Origin of the sequence: Hufsiella ginkgonis (genome assembly GCF_009834915.1) — a bacterium.
GTDB lineage: Bacteria > Bacteroidota > Bacteroidia > Sphingobacteriales > Sphingobacteriaceae > Hufsiella > Hufsiella ginkgonis.
In genome coordinates this window covers 858135-874196 of the sequence record NZ_WVHS01000003.1, presented here as the reverse complement: position 1 = coordinate 874196, position 16062 = coordinate 858135, and the positions used below count along the sequence as shown (strand labels likewise).

At 52.5% G+C, this 16062-nt stretch carries 13 protein-coding genes; 6 read left to right on the top strand and 7 right to left on the bottom strand.

All coding sequences use genetic code 11. From position 1 onward, the window contains the following. Nucleotides 1–227: 227 nt before the first annotated feature. Nucleotides 228–866 carry a response regulator gene (locus tag GS398_RS16000; protein WP_160907781.1) on the top strand — a complete coding sequence of 213 codons (639 nt, stop codon included), beginning with the start codon at nt 228–230 and terminating at the stop codon, nt 864–866. Here the strand turns inward: GS398_RS16000 and GS398_RS15995 are convergent, their stop codons facing one another. Further along, on the bottom strand, nt 867–2291 hold the full coding sequence (locus GS398_RS15995; protein ID WP_160907780.1) for an ATP-dependent DNA helicase: 1425 nt from the start codon (nt 2289–2291) through the stop codon (nt 867–869). A gap of 65 nt (nt 2292–2356) precedes the next feature. On the opposite strand from GS398_RS15995, the gene GS398_RS15990 reads away from it, so the two are divergent. The 3 genes from GS398_RS15990 to coaD are packed head-to-tail and all read left to right on the top strand — an operon-like array spanning nt 2357 to nt 4235. Next, nucleotides 2357–3199 carry a DUF3822 family protein gene (locus GS398_RS15990; protein WP_160907779.1) on the top strand — a complete coding sequence of 281 codons (843 nt, stop codon included), beginning with the start codon at nt 2357–2359 and terminating at the stop codon, nt 3197–3199. Further along, nucleotides 3190–3756 (top strand): RsmD family RNA methyltransferase, encoded by a 567-nt coding sequence (locus GS398_RS15985; RefSeq protein WP_160907778.1) that lies wholly within the window; start codon nt 3190–3192, stop codon nt 3754–3756. The genes GS398_RS15990 and GS398_RS15985 overlap by 10 nt, the downstream gene beginning before the upstream one ends. An 8-nt stretch (nt 3757–3764) precedes the next feature. After that, a complete protein-coding gene (gene coaD / locus GS398_RS15980; protein WP_160907777.1) occupies nt 3765–4235 on the top strand; it encodes a pantetheine-phosphate adenylyltransferase in 471 nt (156 codons plus the stop codon). Between the two features lie 63 nt (nt 4236–4298). Here the strand turns inward: coaD and GS398_RS15975 are convergent, their stop codons facing one another. After that, the gene (locus GS398_RS15975) at nt 4299–4868 is read right to left on the bottom strand and encodes an NUDIX hydrolase (RefSeq protein WP_369410265.1); all 570 of its coding nucleotides are present in this window, start codon (nt 4866–4868) and stop codon (nt 4299–4301) included. Nucleotides 4869–4905: 37 nt separating this feature from the next. Here GS398_RS15975 and pyrE point away from each other — a divergent pair, with 37 nt between their 5' ends. Together pyrE and GS398_RS15965 are read left to right on the top strand one after the other, a co-directional pair. Then, nucleotides 4906–5553, top strand: a complete 648-nt coding sequence (gene pyrE, locus GS398_RS15970; RefSeq protein ID WP_160907775.1) for an orotate phosphoribosyltransferase — start codon at nt 4906–4908, stop codon at nt 5551–5553. A 19-nt stretch (nt 5554–5572) separates the two neighbouring features. Beyond that, nucleotides 5573–5968, top strand: a complete 396-nt coding sequence (locus GS398_RS15965; protein WP_160907774.1) for an SRPBCC family protein — start codon at nt 5573–5575, stop codon at nt 5966–5968. A 19-nt stretch (nt 5969–5987) separates the two neighbouring features. On the opposite strand, the gene cydB is transcribed toward GS398_RS15965, so the two are convergent. The 5 genes from cydB to GS398_RS15940 all read right to left on the bottom strand — a co-directional run bounded on the left by cydB (nt 5988) and on the right by GS398_RS15940 (nt 15907). Beyond that, nucleotides 5988–7022, bottom strand: a complete 1035-nt coding sequence (gene cydB, locus GS398_RS15960; protein WP_160907773.1) for a cytochrome d ubiquinol oxidase subunit II — start codon at nt 7020–7022, stop codon at nt 5988–5990. A gap of 1 nt (nt 7023) precedes the next feature. Beyond that, on the bottom strand, nt 7024–8403 hold the full coding sequence (locus tag GS398_RS15955) for a cytochrome ubiquinol oxidase subunit I (protein WP_160907772.1): 1380 nt from the start codon (nt 8401–8403) through the stop codon (nt 7024–7026). A gap of 148 nt (nt 8404–8551) precedes the next feature. Then, nucleotides 8552–8965, bottom strand: a complete 414-nt coding sequence (locus GS398_RS15950) for a hypothetical protein (protein ID WP_160907771.1) — start codon at nt 8963–8965, stop codon at nt 8552–8554. A gap of 164 nt (nt 8966–9129) precedes the next feature. Beyond that, entirely contained in the window at nt 9130–14697 is a 5568-nt protein-coding gene (gene ppk1, locus GS398_RS15945) for a polyphosphate kinase 1 (protein ID WP_160907770.1), read from the bottom strand. Then, complete coding sequence (locus tag GS398_RS15940) at nt 14684–15907, bottom strand: Pycsar system effector family protein (protein ID WP_160907769.1); 1224 nt, start codon at nt 15905–15907, stop codon at nt 14684–14686. The genes ppk1 and GS398_RS15940 overlap by 14 nt, the downstream gene beginning before the upstream one ends. Nucleotides 15908–16062 lie beyond the last annotated feature (155 nt).

Here is a 16062-nt window from a genome sequence, read left to right as displayed (position 1 = left end):
GCGCACTACCTCCGCCGGGTGCCAATACCAGCCGGTGCAGAACATACGCCAGCGATCGGGGATTTCTGTATTAACCTGTTCAGTACATGATATTGCCTGGTTAGCGAAAGGTAACCGGCTAACGCTTCTTCAATACAGGTATTTTTACGTTTAAATTTACGTAATAATACGCATGCGAGGGTAAAATAATAAAAGAGAAATTTGCTTGAAAGTTAACCAACACGAACTTGATAAACATCGTTTTAGCAGAGGACCACAGTATTGTTAGAAATGGTATTCGGTCTCTCCTTGAAAAAGAACCAGATTTAAAAGTTACCGGTGAGGCCACCAACGGTCAAATAGCTAAAGAACTGATCATCAGCCAGTCAGCTGCCGCAGATGTACTCATTACCGACATTAACATGCCAGAGCTCGACGGCATCCAGCTAACCGCCGCTTTGCGTGGCCATTCGCCGGTTAAGGTGATCATTCTCACCATGCTCGACCAGGAGCAATATGCACAAAAGGCTTTTGATGCGGGCGCAAGCGGCTACCTGCTTAAAAACATCAGCAACGAAGAAATGTTGTTCGCTATCAGGCATGTTTCCTCCGGCAAACAGTATCTATGCTCGGAAATGGCGATAAAACTGTTAAACAAACTGGAGAAGAACCGCGAAATGTCGTTTAAAGAGCCGGCGGGACTTTCAGCGCGCGAGCTTGAAGTGCTTAAGCTGGTAGCCGAAGGGCTTACCAATAACGAGATCGCCGACCGGCTTTTTACCAGCCGGCGCACCATTGAAGGGCACCGTTTTAAGTTACTTCATAAAACAGGCACCAAAAATACCGCAGCGCTGATGAGGTATGCTATCCAGTACCGGATCGTGTAGCTACATTGCCTCCTGGCTTCCTTCTTCGAAGAACTGGCTGCTGAAATTTACCAGGAATAATTCTTTTACCGAACGGGTGATGGCGGTATACAGCCATCTCAGGAAGTCGGTGTCTACCATGTCCTCCGTCAGGAAGCCCTGGTCTACAAAAACCGCCTCCCATTGCCCGCCCTGCGCCTTATGACAGGTAACCGCAAATGCGAACTTCACCTGGAGCGCATTATAAAAAGGATCGGTTTTCATAGCCAGGTAGCGCTCACGTTTGGCAGGCAGGTGCGCATAATCCTCCATTACGGCATCAAAAAAACGTTTATTATCGCTTTGCGGAAGATTGGGGCTATCCATATAGAGCGTGTCGAGCATCAATTTACAGCTCAGCGGCTCTTCGTCGGGGTAATCGGGGAACTCGAGCACCACGTCCGCAAAGCGGAAGCCATACATGGTGGTTTCGGTGCGCACCTTGCGTACTTTGGCGATGTCGCCGTTGGCGATAAACACATTGCTCTTTTCAGGGTCCTGCAGCCAGAAATAGTTATTGCGCACCACCATGATGTAGTCGCCGCCCGTAAGCTCTTCTTCGCGGTACAGGATGCGGTTGCGGATCTGCTGGTTATAGTTGTTGGCGCTTTTGTTGGAACGGCATACCACGAGCGTATTCTCGATGCCGTACTTATCGTAGGCATAGTGCAAACCGTCGGGGAGCTTTTCTCCCGTCATGCGGAACACATCGCGGAAGCCTTTTACCTTTAGTTCCGGGAATCCTTTCTCGTCGTTCATTTTCATCCGGATCCGGGTGGCATTGAACAGGATGCCGGAAGTTTTTTGCTGCCGCACCACGTCAGTAAGCTCGTACTCGAACACGTTCAGTCCGAATTTATCTTCCAGCAGCTTACGGTTTAGTGCCGGGCTGTCGGCAGAATTTACCGGCGGAAGCTGGGCCGTATCTCCTACCAGCATCAACCGGCAGTTCTTGCCGTTATACACATAGCTAACGAGGTCGAACAGCAGGCTGTGGGTGCTGAAATCGCTTCGGTCATCGCTGATCATGGAAGCCTCGTCAACAATAAATATGGTATTTTCGGCAATGTTCTGCGCCGCAATAAAACCGCCATCCGGGCTCATGGCGTTCTTCTTCCGGTAAATACGCTTGTGGATGGTGAATGCCTGCCTTCCCGAATACGAGGAGATCACTTTTGCCGCCCTGCCGGTAGGCGCCAGCAATACGGTTTTCAGACGGACCTTCGGGAGCACTTTTACCAGCGCGCTTACGATGGTGGTCTTGCCGGTACCTGCATAGCCGCGAAGGAGGAAACATTCGTCGCCACCGGTTGTCTCCAGGAAACGGTGCAGCTTTAAGAACGCCTCCTCTTGCTGCGGCGACGGTATAAGTCCAAAATGCTGTTTAAGAAGCGCGGCGACGTTCATTGCCACAAAAATGCACATTCCCCGGCGGTGATGTCTATTCGTGAAAAAATTTTAGTTTTGTTGTTATGAATGAAAGCGCCCCGGTACACCTGTACGATTCTCATTTTCAATCGCAGCACGCGGCAAAATGTGACCTCCTGATCAGGCTGAGCAGCAACAGGGTATCGTATGCGATCGTAGACCAGCTCCAGGATCAGCTGAAGGCTTTTTATGACGCGCCGCTAGACCAGGGACCGGCAGAACACCTGCAGATGCTTTCGGAAACGGACCCTTTATTTAAGTTCCACTACCGCCGCGTAAAAGTAGTCCCGGAAACACGTAAGTTTACGTTTATCCCTTCGGATGTTTACAGCGACGACATGCTGACTTCTTACAGCGCATTCCTCAACATCCGCGAAGGTGAAGAAGTACGGCTCACGCATCTGCGGAAGGCCCGGCTCAAAAACCTGATCGGCCTTAGTAAGCAGGTACGGGACGCGGCGATCCACACGTTTATTAACCCGCTGTTTTTTGGCCAGGCCGACGTGCTGATCGAATCGCTGCTGAAGTTTTACTACCAGGAAACAGGTCTCCGACTGGCGATCCAGTTAAACGGCAACACTTTCGAAGCCCTTTACATGGACGGCAAAAAGGTGCTTTTCTATAACATCTTCGACAACCAGAGCGCTGATGAGTTTAACTATTTCCTGCTTACGCTGATGGGCCAGGCGGCTATCAACGCTGCCGAAACGCCTGTATTGCTTACCGGGGAAATTACCCGCGATGACGAACGCTACCGCCGCCTGGCCAAGTACTTTAAAACGATCGGGTTTACTGATACCGCTAAACTGATGAAGATCTCTGACGAGTTCGGGGAACTGCGCGGACACCGGTATTATTCCGTTCTTAGTCAAAACATATGCGAATAATCGGCGGCCGGTTAAAAGGGTTGCGCCTGGGCCCTCCCGCTAACTTGCCGGTACGCCCTACCACCGACCAATCTAAAGAAGCCCTGTTCAACATCCTGAACAACCGGCTCGATTTTGATGGGCTGCATGTGCTCGATCTCTTTAGTGGTACCGGCAATATTTCGCTGGAGTTCGCATCACGCGGTGCGGAAGCGGTTACCGCCGTAGATGTGAGCTATGGATGTGTGCAGTATCTCAGGAGTATGGCCCAAAAACACGGTCTTGAGGCGGTGTCCGTATTTAAAGCCGATGTATTTAAATACCTGCAGCAGCAAACCGGCCAGCTAAATTACGACCTGGTATTCGCCGATGCGCCATTCGGCAACTCCAGGCTTCCCCTGATCCCGGGTATGGTGTTTGAGAAGAAGCTGGTTCGGCCTGGTGGTTTACTCATTATGGAGCATCCTTCCACCATCCGGCTGGACCATTATCAAGAGTTTCTCGAACAACGTAAATATGGGTATTCCTCTTTTAGTTTTTTTGGTACCTTGGAGCAACCACTGACCACTGATCACTGATAATCGCCATGAAAATCGCCCTCTTTCCAGGTTCTTTTGATCCCATCACCAAAGCACATGTCGACATTCTTCACCGTTCCGTACCGCTGTTTGACAAGGTGATCATCGGGATCGGCATGAACAGTACCAAACAACCCTTTCTGGATGCCGAGACCCGCAAGAAAATGCTGCTCGCGGTTTTTGCCTCGGAGCCGCGCATCGAGGTGCAAACCTACGAGGGGCTAACGGTGGATTATTGCCGCAAAGCGGGCGCCGGTTATATGATCCGGGGAATCCGTACCGTGTCGGATTTCGAGTACGAAAAGGCCATCGCGCAGATGAACCATTCCCTCGCTCCCGAGATCGAAAGCATCTTTATCGTCAGCAAACCGGGGTATTCGTCGATCAGCTCAACCATTGTACGCGAAATACTTCGCTTTAAAGGCGATGTAAGCCAGTTTGTGCCGCCGGCGGCGCTGGAGTTTATTTCGTACGTTTGACGTTACGTCCGGGCGCATACCCGGAGCTGGTAATCCCCGGTCAGGAGATGCATAACGTCCGCCCTACTCTACCGTCCCCAAAATATCCAGTACCAACCCATATGTATTCGCCCTTACTATGCCGAAGTCGCCTGGAGAGATCCATCTTGCATCGGTGATCCCCTCTTCCAGCTGCGGGATCAGGTGAGGCTGGTTCTTAGCGACCATGTGGTACCAGGACGTTTTCTTGAGCACTACTGACCCGCCCATTTCGTACACATGCCAGGTCTTGCAGATCTTTTCGCCCAGCTTGTTTACTTTTATGCCGCACTCCTCTTCCACCTCGCGTACAGCAGCATCCCGCGTGCGTTCCCCGCTATCAATTTTCCCCTTTGGGAGGTCCCACTTCCCTTTGCGGAATATAAACAGGTATTTATTCTCTTCATTTCTTACCAGGCCGCCGGCTGCGCCGACCAGCTGGAGCGTTTTTTTTATGCTTTTAAACAACTTCCGCGCATCGGCTGTCAGCAGGAAATAAGATTTGGGGACAGGGGCATTCTTTACTTTCCGGTAGAACGTCAAAAAATTAAAATTCTCAGTATCAAGTTCCTGGTAATTTGAATTATCAACAGGTATGGACTGCGTTATCAACACAAGTGTTTCGTTAATATAAATCCTATATATTTGCGCCATGACGAATAAAAGTGAGGTCGAACAAAAAGTTGCCGAATTCCTGCTGCAAATTAAAGCAATTAAATTACAACCAAACAAACCGTTCACATGGGCATCGGGGTGGAGATCGCCAATCTATTGTGACAACCGCGTTACGCTTTCGTACCCCGCCATCCGGACGTATATCCGCCAGAATTTAACCGCGCTCATACAGGAAGAGTTCGGTTCCGTAAGCCTGATCGCCGGCGTAGCCACTGCGGGCATTCCGCAGGGAGCGCTTGTGGCGCAGGAACTTGGGCTGCCATTCGCTTATGTGCGCAGTAAAGCCAAAGAACACGGCACGGGCAGCCTTATCGAAGGGAATATCTCTAACGGACAACGCGTCGTAGTGGTAGAAGACCTCATTTCTACCGGCAAAAGCAGCATCCAGGCCGTAGAAGCGCTCCGCGAAGCCGGTTGCGATGTAGCCGGCCTGGTAGCCATTTTCAGCTACGGATTTGATGTAGCTACCGAGAACTTTAAAGCAGCTAAGTGCCGTTTCTCAACACTTTCAAATTATAATACGCTGATCGAATACGCAGCCGCAAACGCGCTGATCAATAATGACGACCTAAACCTGCTGCGCGAATGGCGTAACAATCCTTCAGGCTGGAACACCGCTGCCTGAGCACCCAACTTATCTCCCTATGACCATTATCGAAAGCAAAGCTACCGTAAATAAACCCGTCAACGAGGTATTCGCGTTCCTTTCAGACCTGACCAATCACCAGCAGCTGATGCCGGAAAATATTTATAACTGGTCGGCAACCCGCGATGAAGCCCGTTTTACCATCCAAAACATGGCGAAACTGGCCGTTAAGGTGGCTTCGCGCACAGAAAATCAACAGATCGTGATCGTGCCTTCGGAAGAAGCGCCGTTCGCGGTAGAGCTAAAATGGACGCTGGCCGATAATGGTGGCGGCACCACCGCCGTTACCCACACCATTTCCGCCGACCTGAACATGATGATGAAGATGCTTGCATCAGGACCGCTGCAAAAGCTGGCAGACCACCAGACAAAACGCCTGGCAGCCGTCGTCTAACTAACCCTCCCTGCAGGTTCTAATAACTCGTTTCGTCCAGTTTTACCTTTCCCTTAAAAGTCCAGAACACAAACGTGGTATAGGCAACCACCAGCGGTACCCCGATGGCAGCCACCGTGAGCATGATTCCGAGTGATTTGGAAGATGATGACCCGTTGTGCACGGTAATACTGTACGCCGGATCGAGCGTGGAGATCAGCATGTTGGGATAAAGCTCGATGGCTACAATGATCAGCAGCAGGCTCACTGTAATGCACGACGAAATAAACGCCAGCAAATATTTCCGTTTAGCCACCTGCCGCGTAATATGGGCGATGTTAAACACCATAATTACGGGGATGAGGAACATCCACGGGTTCTGCCGGATGTTGTTGGTTAAATGCGGCACATACAGCAACGTATAGAAACTGAGCAGCAGCACAGAGATGGAGAAAAAAATCGTGGTATCACGCACCATAATGGTGAGCTTGGCATAAAGGCGGTCTTCCGTTTTCATTACCAGGTAAATGGCCCCGTGCATCATAAACAGCGCCAAAGTAGTTATGCCTACCATCAGCGCATACGGGTTCAGGAAATACAGGAGATCGCCCGTAAAGTTGCCGTCACGGTCCACGGGGATCCCCAGCAGGATATTGCCCAATACCACCCCCAGCAGGAATGCAATTGCAGAGCTCGACAGGCAATACGCCACATCCCACATTTTGCGCCACCACAGCATAGGCTCTTTGCTCCGAAACTCGATAGAGATGGCACGGAAGATGAGCACGGTAAGAAACAGCATAAACGGCACATAAAAGGCCGAAAATACCGCCGCATATACCTTCGGGAAGCCGGCAAACAAAGCGCCGCCGCCTATCACCAGCCATACTTCGTTGCCATCCCACACCGGGCCGATGGCATTGAGCGCGATCCGGCGGCTTTCCTCTTTATTAAAGAACAAATGTAACGCGCCGGCTCCCAGGTCGAACCCGTCGAGGATGGCATAGCCTGTAAAAACTGCACCGATGATCATAAACCACCAACTGGCGTAATCGATACCTAAAAACTGCTCCATATTATATCCCCTCAAATTCGCCGGCCATGGTTTTATGACGCGGGCTATGGTCAATGTCGCCCGTACTATACGGGCCATGTTTAATCTTTTTGTTAAGCAGGTAAATAAACAGGATGAACAGCAAAGTATACACCAGGCTGAACAGTACCAGCGAAAATATTACCTGGTTAGCGGTAACCGACTTAGAAAGTGCATCTGATGTTCGCAGCAAGCCATATACCACCCAGGGCTGCCTCCCGGTTTCTGCAGCGTACCAACCTGCCTGGTTGGCAACTTGCGGCAGGATCACCGCCCATGCGAACAACAACAGCAGCCAGCGCTTGTCGAACAATTTCCTCTTGTACCAGAGCCAGCAAGCATAGAGGGTGAGCGCAATCATGGCCATACCGCAGGCGATCATGATATGATAACTCTGGAAGGTGACGTTCAGCGCTTTCGGCCTGTCGTCAGGCTTAAAGCTTCTTAACCCGCGTATAGGCGCCTTAAAATCACCGTGAGTTAAAAAGCTGAGTCCGCCGGGAATACGGATCCCATGTGTTTTCTGTGCCTTCTTATCGATGTAGCCCACCAGGTACATATCGCCCGTCCCGAGGCTGTCGAAATGGCCTTCCAGCGCGGCAAGCTTGGCGGGCTGGTATTTTGCCACGATATCCGCGGAGCGATGACCGGCAAATAACTGTGCCAGTCCCGAAACCGTAGCCAGCACCAGCGCGATCTTAAAAGACGCACGCGCGAAATCCTGGAACTTCCCTTTAAGGATATAATACGCACTGATGCTTAGCACCAGGAAAGCGCCGGCAAGAAAAGAGCCTATCCATACATGGATCACCCGGTCCACAGACGAAGGGTTAAATACCATCGCCCAGAAATCGGTGATCTCGGCACGTGCATTCAGCCCGGTTCCCACAATGTGGTAGCCCGCAGGTGTTTGCTGCCATGAGTTGGCCACCACTATCCAGATCGCCGAAAACATGGAGCCCAGCGTCACCATCACGGTAGAAAAGAAATGTACGCGCGGGCTCACCTTGTTCCAGCCAAACAGCAGCACGCCCAGGAAGCCCGACTCGAGCGCAAAGGCGAAGATCCCTTCCGCTGCCAGCGCGGAGCCGAATACATCGCCTACGTACCGCGAATAGGTCGCCCAGTTGGTGCCGAACTCGAATTCCATTACGATGCCGGTGGCCACCCCGATACCGAAAATGAGCGCAAAGATCCTGGTATAAAAACGCGTCATCTTTTCGTACAGCACATTCCCTGTTTTTAGGTACAAACCTTCCATAGCCACCATAACCAGCCCTAGCCCGATACTAAGCGGCGGATAGATATAATGAAAGGCGATGGTAAAAGCGAACTGGACGCGGGCGAGGATCTCTACTTCCATGACGGCTGGGATTAAGCACGGTGATTGTAGCGGTAAAGTTACGTACTGGTGAGGTAAATTGCGGAAAAAGGCAAGACCACTTACAGTTTAGATCATTTCTAAAATAAAGTTTTTTTTCCGCGATCTTACTGACTGCCCGCACCGATATTCATGCTGTTGGTTCCCTGCTTTCTGCCACGTGTGCGGCACCTGCCGGCGCTGCTTTCCCGGGTTTCCGGCCCGCTATCCAGTACCTTATCAGCATATAAGAAAATATAATGATCCACCAGACAATACCGTACCCAATATTACCGAACGCGTCATCCGGGTTAAGCCGGTACATCAACGCGACGGCCAGGGGAATTGGCGCGGGTACCGGCAGGTCGAGGTCGGCGTTACCCGTTACGATCAGTCCAGGGCCAAAAATGAACGCATAACAAAATGAACGGATGGTGATCGCCACATACTTGTTTCGCTTGCGGGTAGCCCTGATAACGATCACTGAAGTAATCCACGCGCCAATGATATATGCCAGCACATAAAGTGTGATCTGCAGCCCAGGGTCGATATTACCAGGTAACATAGAAATAAAAATTTAACGCTAAAACGGCTGTTACCAGGAGTGTCTATGAGATTGCCCGGTGGCATTCATTCTTCCGGTTAAACCGAGATAGGCATTTTAATTAAAAGCGATATTGATTTTATACCGAATATAATAAATGGATCGTCCGAATAACCGGGTGATCTTCAATACCTGAACCGCATGGTAAAATACGGATACCATCCTTCTTTAGAATAACCGGCCAGTAGCTGCACCACGGCGAACCCGGCGGGCGACACAAATACCCCTCCCCCGGCGGAATGGTGCCAGGCGCCGGACTTTTCGCCTTTTTCCCAGACACGCCCGGTATCATAAAACCCTGTAAAACCGAACTGCCCGGGGAAAATATACCCGCTGAACGTACCCGCCTTTACACGCAGCTCGAGGTTGTTATACAGGCTGTGCTGTCCCGCAAAGCGATACTGGTGGTAACCCAGCAGGTTGCCGTTCTCGCCCAGGAATGCCGATTGATAAAAGGCCGTTTTACCCAGAGTCACAGTTCCGCCAATCCTTTCTGCGAGTACGATCGTCGCCCGGTTGTTGAGGCTTTTAAAGAGCGCCAGCCGCGGAACCAGCTGAAGGTAAGAATCCGCAGCCTTGCTCAGCCCTTTATAAGCGAGCACTTTTACGTCGAAAAAGGATCCCCAGGCAGTAAATGGCAAACGGCCCCGTTTATCTAACGTGTAGCTAAAAGACGCTCCGCCATGCAGTTTGCTCTCCCCGATCGTCAGGCTGTCGGCGCCGGTCCTGGTCGCCGCATCTGCGATAGATCTGCCTATGTTGTCGTCTTTATCCAATAGGTAATACTGGAGTGACGGACCGGCACTGATAATGGATCCCCGTCCGTTCCGCCACCGGAACGCCGGATCGAGGCGGTAATAGCCAAACCTTGCCCGGTAGAAACGTTTGTAATCGCCCTCTTTTACCAGCGGGGTTTCATTGCCGCGGCCGAAGAAATTGATGGTATTATCGGGAGCATTAATGCGGGCGTTCAACGTAAAGTCGGCTTTTCCGGCAGCGCGGATCCATTCGCCGTCATATTGCAGCTTATAGGCGCGCGTAGAAAAAGAATGCGTCCCCATCAGCTGGTGCGTAGCGGCATACGGCGATTTGCGGAATCCCTCCTGGTGCGTATGCTTAAAGCCCAGCGAAAGCAGCAACCCATCGTCGGCATTCATGGCCAGCGAGAACAGCGGCATGGTGATGTTATAAAGGTTTACCGGCACAAAGGCGGTATTTGAACTATCCGCCGAGAAGTGTTTTTTTACCTTCCCGCTGTTACCTTGCAGGGTAAGGTGCTGCGCAGGTGTATACAAGTCGGTCCTGTTAGCGGCATTTACCACGTTTACCGTTTTTTGTCCGTCGTCGCCTATCACCCGCAGCCTGATCTGCGAACCGGCGTCATCAATCATTACCTGGTCGTTACCTTTGCCGGTATAAAGCCGGATCTCGCGGGTAATAACGGGATCAAAAGTTTTCTCAGAAAGCGCCTCCTTCAATGCGCCCTCCTTGCTCAGTTTATGAATGGCGACCGTTACTCCGCCATCCCCGGCATCGGTTATCGTTAGCCGCTCGTTCTTATCGCTTGCGCGGATATCGACCACTTTATTTACCAGCCGGTAATAATCTTCCATGGCTCCGGGAATCCGGGCACGGCGGGCGATCAGCTTATTTAACAGGTCCTTACGCCTTTCTGGCGTGGTCGACGCCGGTAAGCGTGCGATGCCTGCGGCAAGCACCTCGTCGCTTACGGCGGCAATAAACTCCCGGGTGATGCGTACCCAGGTCTCGTGACTCAGCTGGGCGGCCGGGTGTGCGTTCAGGAACCTTGTTTTAACCAGCGAAAACCTCGGGCTCGGGATCTCTTCGCCAAAACCCTGCAAAGTCGGGTAGATCCAGCTGCGGGCGGTGATCCAGGGCACCAGCCCCTCGTTCAGGTACAACGCCTGGTCGCGGTCGCGGGGCACTGGCGCATATAGCTTACCGCTGCCGTCCTTTACGTCGCGCCAGCGCCACTGGTCCTCGTGGCGGTCCCAGTCGCCTATCAACAGGTCGAGCAGCCGCGCCCGCAGGAACTCCCCGGCCAGGTAACTGTTGTCATTGTCTTTCCGGAGGTTGGCGAGCATTTTCAAAGAGTTGTCTGAGTCGCCGGCGGGCTCACGCTCCTCCAGCAGGCAGACGGTATTCGCAAACGCCTTCTCGTATACGCCCAGGTTAGGATCGGGGGCGATCACGCCGATCACCGGGTTAGCATGTTTCACGTGCGCCGCATCCGCGATCGGCGGAACCACCAGCGCCGAGAACGGATGCTGGGCGCTCATCGCATCGTCGAACACGTCGCGCGCAAATGTCTCGCGCAACGGCTCCGGCAGCAGCATTTCAGCGCTCTTCTCTACGGTCCTGATCACCCATTCTTTCCCGGTAGGGTCAGCCAGCCGCAGCGATTTGGACTGAAATCCCCCTCCGCGGCTCAGCGGCTTTAACCCGCCGTGTATTTTCGAAATATGGATCACGGGGAACCGGGTCGGGGCAGCCCACTCTTCCCGGTAGTTCTCGCCAAATATGGCACGGTGCAGACCGCTAACGTCGTTATAAGCAGGATGAACCGCACGCACCAGGCTATCAGCGGTGATTGCCGTATACCCGGCTTCCTGCCGGTAATCCACCTGCCCGAACGGCTTTTTATAGGAGAATACGCTTACTATGCCATTGCTGCCCAGCGCGTAAAAGTTAAATCTCAGGGCTTGGTCTTTTAACAGGTCTATGGTCACGTAGCCGGCGCTATTATCGGCAAACAGGGTATTTTTGCCTTTCTTTACCCGGCCTTCCGCGGCGCCGCCGCCGGTTACCACCTGTAATGTCTTAGTCCCGATCAGTTGCTGCCCGTGGTCATGAGCGGATACCTGCACAACATTCGGGTAGCCTTCCAGCAGCTTACCCAATTTTGTGGTCATCGCTTTGTACAGGGGGTGCCCGGCATCCTGCGGCGAGGCAAAAAGAGAAGCCAGCGAGAAGCTGCTCCCATGCCGTCCATATGTTTTAAACGGGTGGTGCGAGGCCAGCATCACCACCTTGAACCTGTTTTTATAAAGCAGTTCCTCCAATTGCGCGGTCACGTCGTTCCTGGTCCTGCAACTGCATTCATTCTCGGCATTGCCTGCGGGAAAAGTATGGAGCCACCATTCACTATCGAACGCGATGATAGTTAGCTGGTCGGTTACTGCGATCTCTACGGGATCCGGGCAGCCGTTAGCCGGTATCATGCGCAGCCCGTTATCCTGCCGGTCGGCCAGGAACTGCCATTGCTGCTGCACCTTTTGCAGGCCCAGCGGCCCGGCGTTGTCCCAATCATGCTCACCGGCGATAAAAAAAACAGGCGCATTTGCTTTACGCATCGGTGCAAACTGCGATATCAATACCTCGTGCGTCTCCTTTTCACCGGGTTGCCCCGGAAGGGCGACGCCGCGCGGATAAACGTTATCGCCAAGATATAGTACCGATGTGCTATTTGGAAGCACGTTCGCCGCGGCATGCTTTATCACCTGCTGCTGCACTGCGTTCACGCTTCCGGCATTGCCGATCAGGACCATGCGATAAACCGGGCTATCCTGCGCACGCAGCCCGGGACCGCAACAGAGGAACACCAGCACCATCAGCAGCATTTTATAGATCGCCTCCTGTGAGCGGACAGCGGGTGCCGACACTTCGGGCAGCACATTTTGGAGATCTTCATCCAGCAGCACCGCCTGGGTATTATCCGCCCATTGCAGCGCTACCATGTCGAGTACCTGTTGCCTGATGGAGGGATCGTATACGGGGAAACATACCTCAATGCGGCGGTGAATGTTCCGGATCATCCAGTCGGCAGAGCCCATAAAAACCAGGGGCGCGCCGCCGTTCTCAAAGATAAAGATCCGGCCATGTTCCAGGTAGCGGTCTACTATCCGTTTTACGGTAATGTTGGCGCTCATGCCCTTCACACCCGGAATGAGACAACAAATGCCGCGCATCACCAGGTTCACCCGTACGCCTGCGTTAGAGGCTTCATATAGCTTCCCGATCAGTGCCTGCTCTTCCAGGTTGTTCATCTTCAGGGTAATGCCGGAGGGGTTGCCCGACCGGGCCGCCGCGATCTCGCGGTCGATGAGGGCGGTAAAACGCTGAGGAAGGTTAAAGCCGGCTACCAGCAGCTCCTTAAAGGCGATCTTACCGGGATTTGGCGGCTTCCTGCGCTTCCCGAGGAAAATAAAAAGAAGCTCTACTTCGCGGAGCATCTCTTTATGTGCGGTAAGGAGGATGTGATCGGTATAAAACCGGGCCGTACTTTCGTTCAGGTTTCCGGTGGAGAATAGCCCGAGGTACTGCATCCGTTCCCCCCGTCTGCGTTTTACCAGCGCGATCTTAGCGTGTACTTTCAGCGATGAGATGCTGTAAATGATCTTTACGCCGGCACTTTTCAGCCGCCTGGCCCATTTCAGGTTGTTTGCTTCGTCGAAACGTGCCTTCAGCTCGATAAAAACGGTCACTTTTTTCCCGTTCATCGCCGCGGTGATCAGGGAGTGCACGATCTGCGAATCGCTCGCCACGCGGTAAAGGGTTACATAGATCTCTTCCGCGGCAGGGTCTGTGGCGGCTTCATTGAAGAACCTGAGTACCGTTTCGTAAGATTGGTAAGGGGTATGGACCACCAGGTCATTCTTCGCTACCTGTTCAAGAAGCGGAACGCCCGGTTCCGTTGCGGGTGGCGACGCAGGCCAGGACGGTTCCGACAGGTCCGCCCGGTTTACCGGGAAGCTTGTCAGGTCCTTTAAATTATGGTAACGGCCCCCCTCTACCATCCCGGCACTGCCGAGGTTAAGGAAGCGTGAAAACCGTTCGAGAATTAGCACCGGAATTTTCGCATCATATAACACGCGGGTAGCCAGGCCATAATCACGTTTGGCCAGTTGCTTCTCTATTTTATCGGCGATGTCGCCTTCATATTCGTCTTTCAGCTCCAATTCCGCGTCACGGGTCACTTTAATGCTGTAGCTGCCGAGCAGCTCTTTCCCCGGGAACAGGAAAGCGAGGTTCGCCTTGATAACATCATCGAGGAAAACCACCACGCGCTGTCCCGTTCCGCCAAAGGAATGAAACCTGGGCAGGTTGGCGGGAATATTAAGCAGCACAAGTTCCTCTTCGTCGGCCCCGGTACCAAGCACGTTGAGTAAATAGAGCTGGTTATTTTCCGGGAAGAACGAGGTGTCCGCGGTGAGCGCTACCGGGCGCATAAAAGCCAGGGCCGTAGAAAAAAAATAGCGGGTCGCCGCCGCCTCCGTGTCAGCATCAAACGCTTCGTTATATAACAAATGAATGTCGGCGGCCTTTAACAAAGGCAATATCTGTTCCCTGATGATAGTTCCAAACAGCGATTGCTGCCTGCCGGTCACTTCTTTTACCCTTGCCAGTACGCCTTTAGGGTCGACATCTGTTTCGGGCAACGCGCTTTCGCCGAGCTTTACTTTTTTGAGCGCGGTGAGCGAGGGTACGCGCACACGATAAAACTCATCGAGGTTAGACGAGTAGATCGAAAGGAACTTGATGCGTTCCAGTACCGGCACCTGTGGACGGGCAGCTTCCAGCAGCACCCGCTCATTAAACGAAAGCCAGCTGAGATCGCGGTTAAAGAAGGCGTAATTCACTGCCTCAACCGCCTTAGGATCAATCTTTTCCATGAATTAACGTGGCAATAATAAAGGCAATCACGGCAACGACGATGCCGAACATAAAAATGCTGTAGGCGATACGCAGAAGCCGGTATTTTTTGCCCAGCACGATACCCTGCGAATACAGGTCGCGGATAAGGCTTCCATAGAGGAACTCTTTATCTTCCATCATGGCTTCCATTCCACCGGCGAAATCCTCGTATCCCATTTTGTAGAAGTTACCGAAGAACAGCAGGTTCACCCGGCGTGCAGTGAGGTCTTCGGGCGTAAACGTCCCACCGGGGATCGACGGCCTGGTAGCCAGGATCGCGTAAACCACGGTGAGTACCGACACGGTGAGGATGATCACGGTAGGGATCGAGAGGTAGTAGTAATCCTCTAACCTCCTGAGCAGCAAGCTTAGAATAGCCGATAAAATGATCGCATTGACCGTGATCAGCAGGTTAGCTTTGTTATCGGCCATGTCGCTGAGCCGTTGGTGGTTGGCCGAACTGATCCTGAACATGGTCTCTACGCCGCGCTCGGGCCGGTCTTTCCTGCCCTTTTTACCCGATGACGGATCTTCGGTTACCGGCGGCGGCGCAGCGGTTATCAGTTCCTTCGGCGCGGCGGTCGCCTCAGGTTCTGTTTTTCTTCGCGAAAGCAGCCAATCCAGGTTTTCCTGCTTCTTATCATTCAGCAGCAACTGGCAGTATTCCGTAAAATACCGGTGCTTTTCCAGGAGCAGGATGGTCTTTTCGCGCCAGGCGGATTTGCCGGGTTTCTCCTTCCACAACACGCCAAATTCTTTACGTACATTTCGGTTATTTTCTTTAAAGTGGTCGGTGCCGAGGTGATAGAAGTCGGCATCGCAAACGATCTGCTGCAGCAGGCCGCCAGGACGTTGGGGCATAGAGGTAGCGACCACACAATCGGCCACCGCCTGCGCCGTTTCTTCGTCGATGTTAATTGATGCGAGGAATTTAACGGCTTCCTGTGCTCCTACCGTTTCGTGGTTCACGAAATCAATGTAATAACCGATATCGTGAAACCACGCGGCCGCGTTCACTACGAAGAAGTCGCGCCCGTCGAGCTGGTAATGGTTTGCGATCTGCGCCGCCGCCTCAACTACAGCTTCGGTATGTACCTGGTTATGATAATCGAGCTCACCGTTCTTATGTGAATCAAAGAAGGCTGATACGTGCTCTTTAACTTTTGCAAGCGCTGCTGTGTAGTCCATTGGGTGCCTGGATTTCGGAATGTTGTGTCCCGTAAATATACCTGATTCCGTTTTTGTTTGCGGACTGCTGTCTTCCCCTTTTTCTAAATTACACGGATTTGACGAACCAATCATTATAAGCCGTAACTTTGTACCGTTAGTTCACTGATTCACAG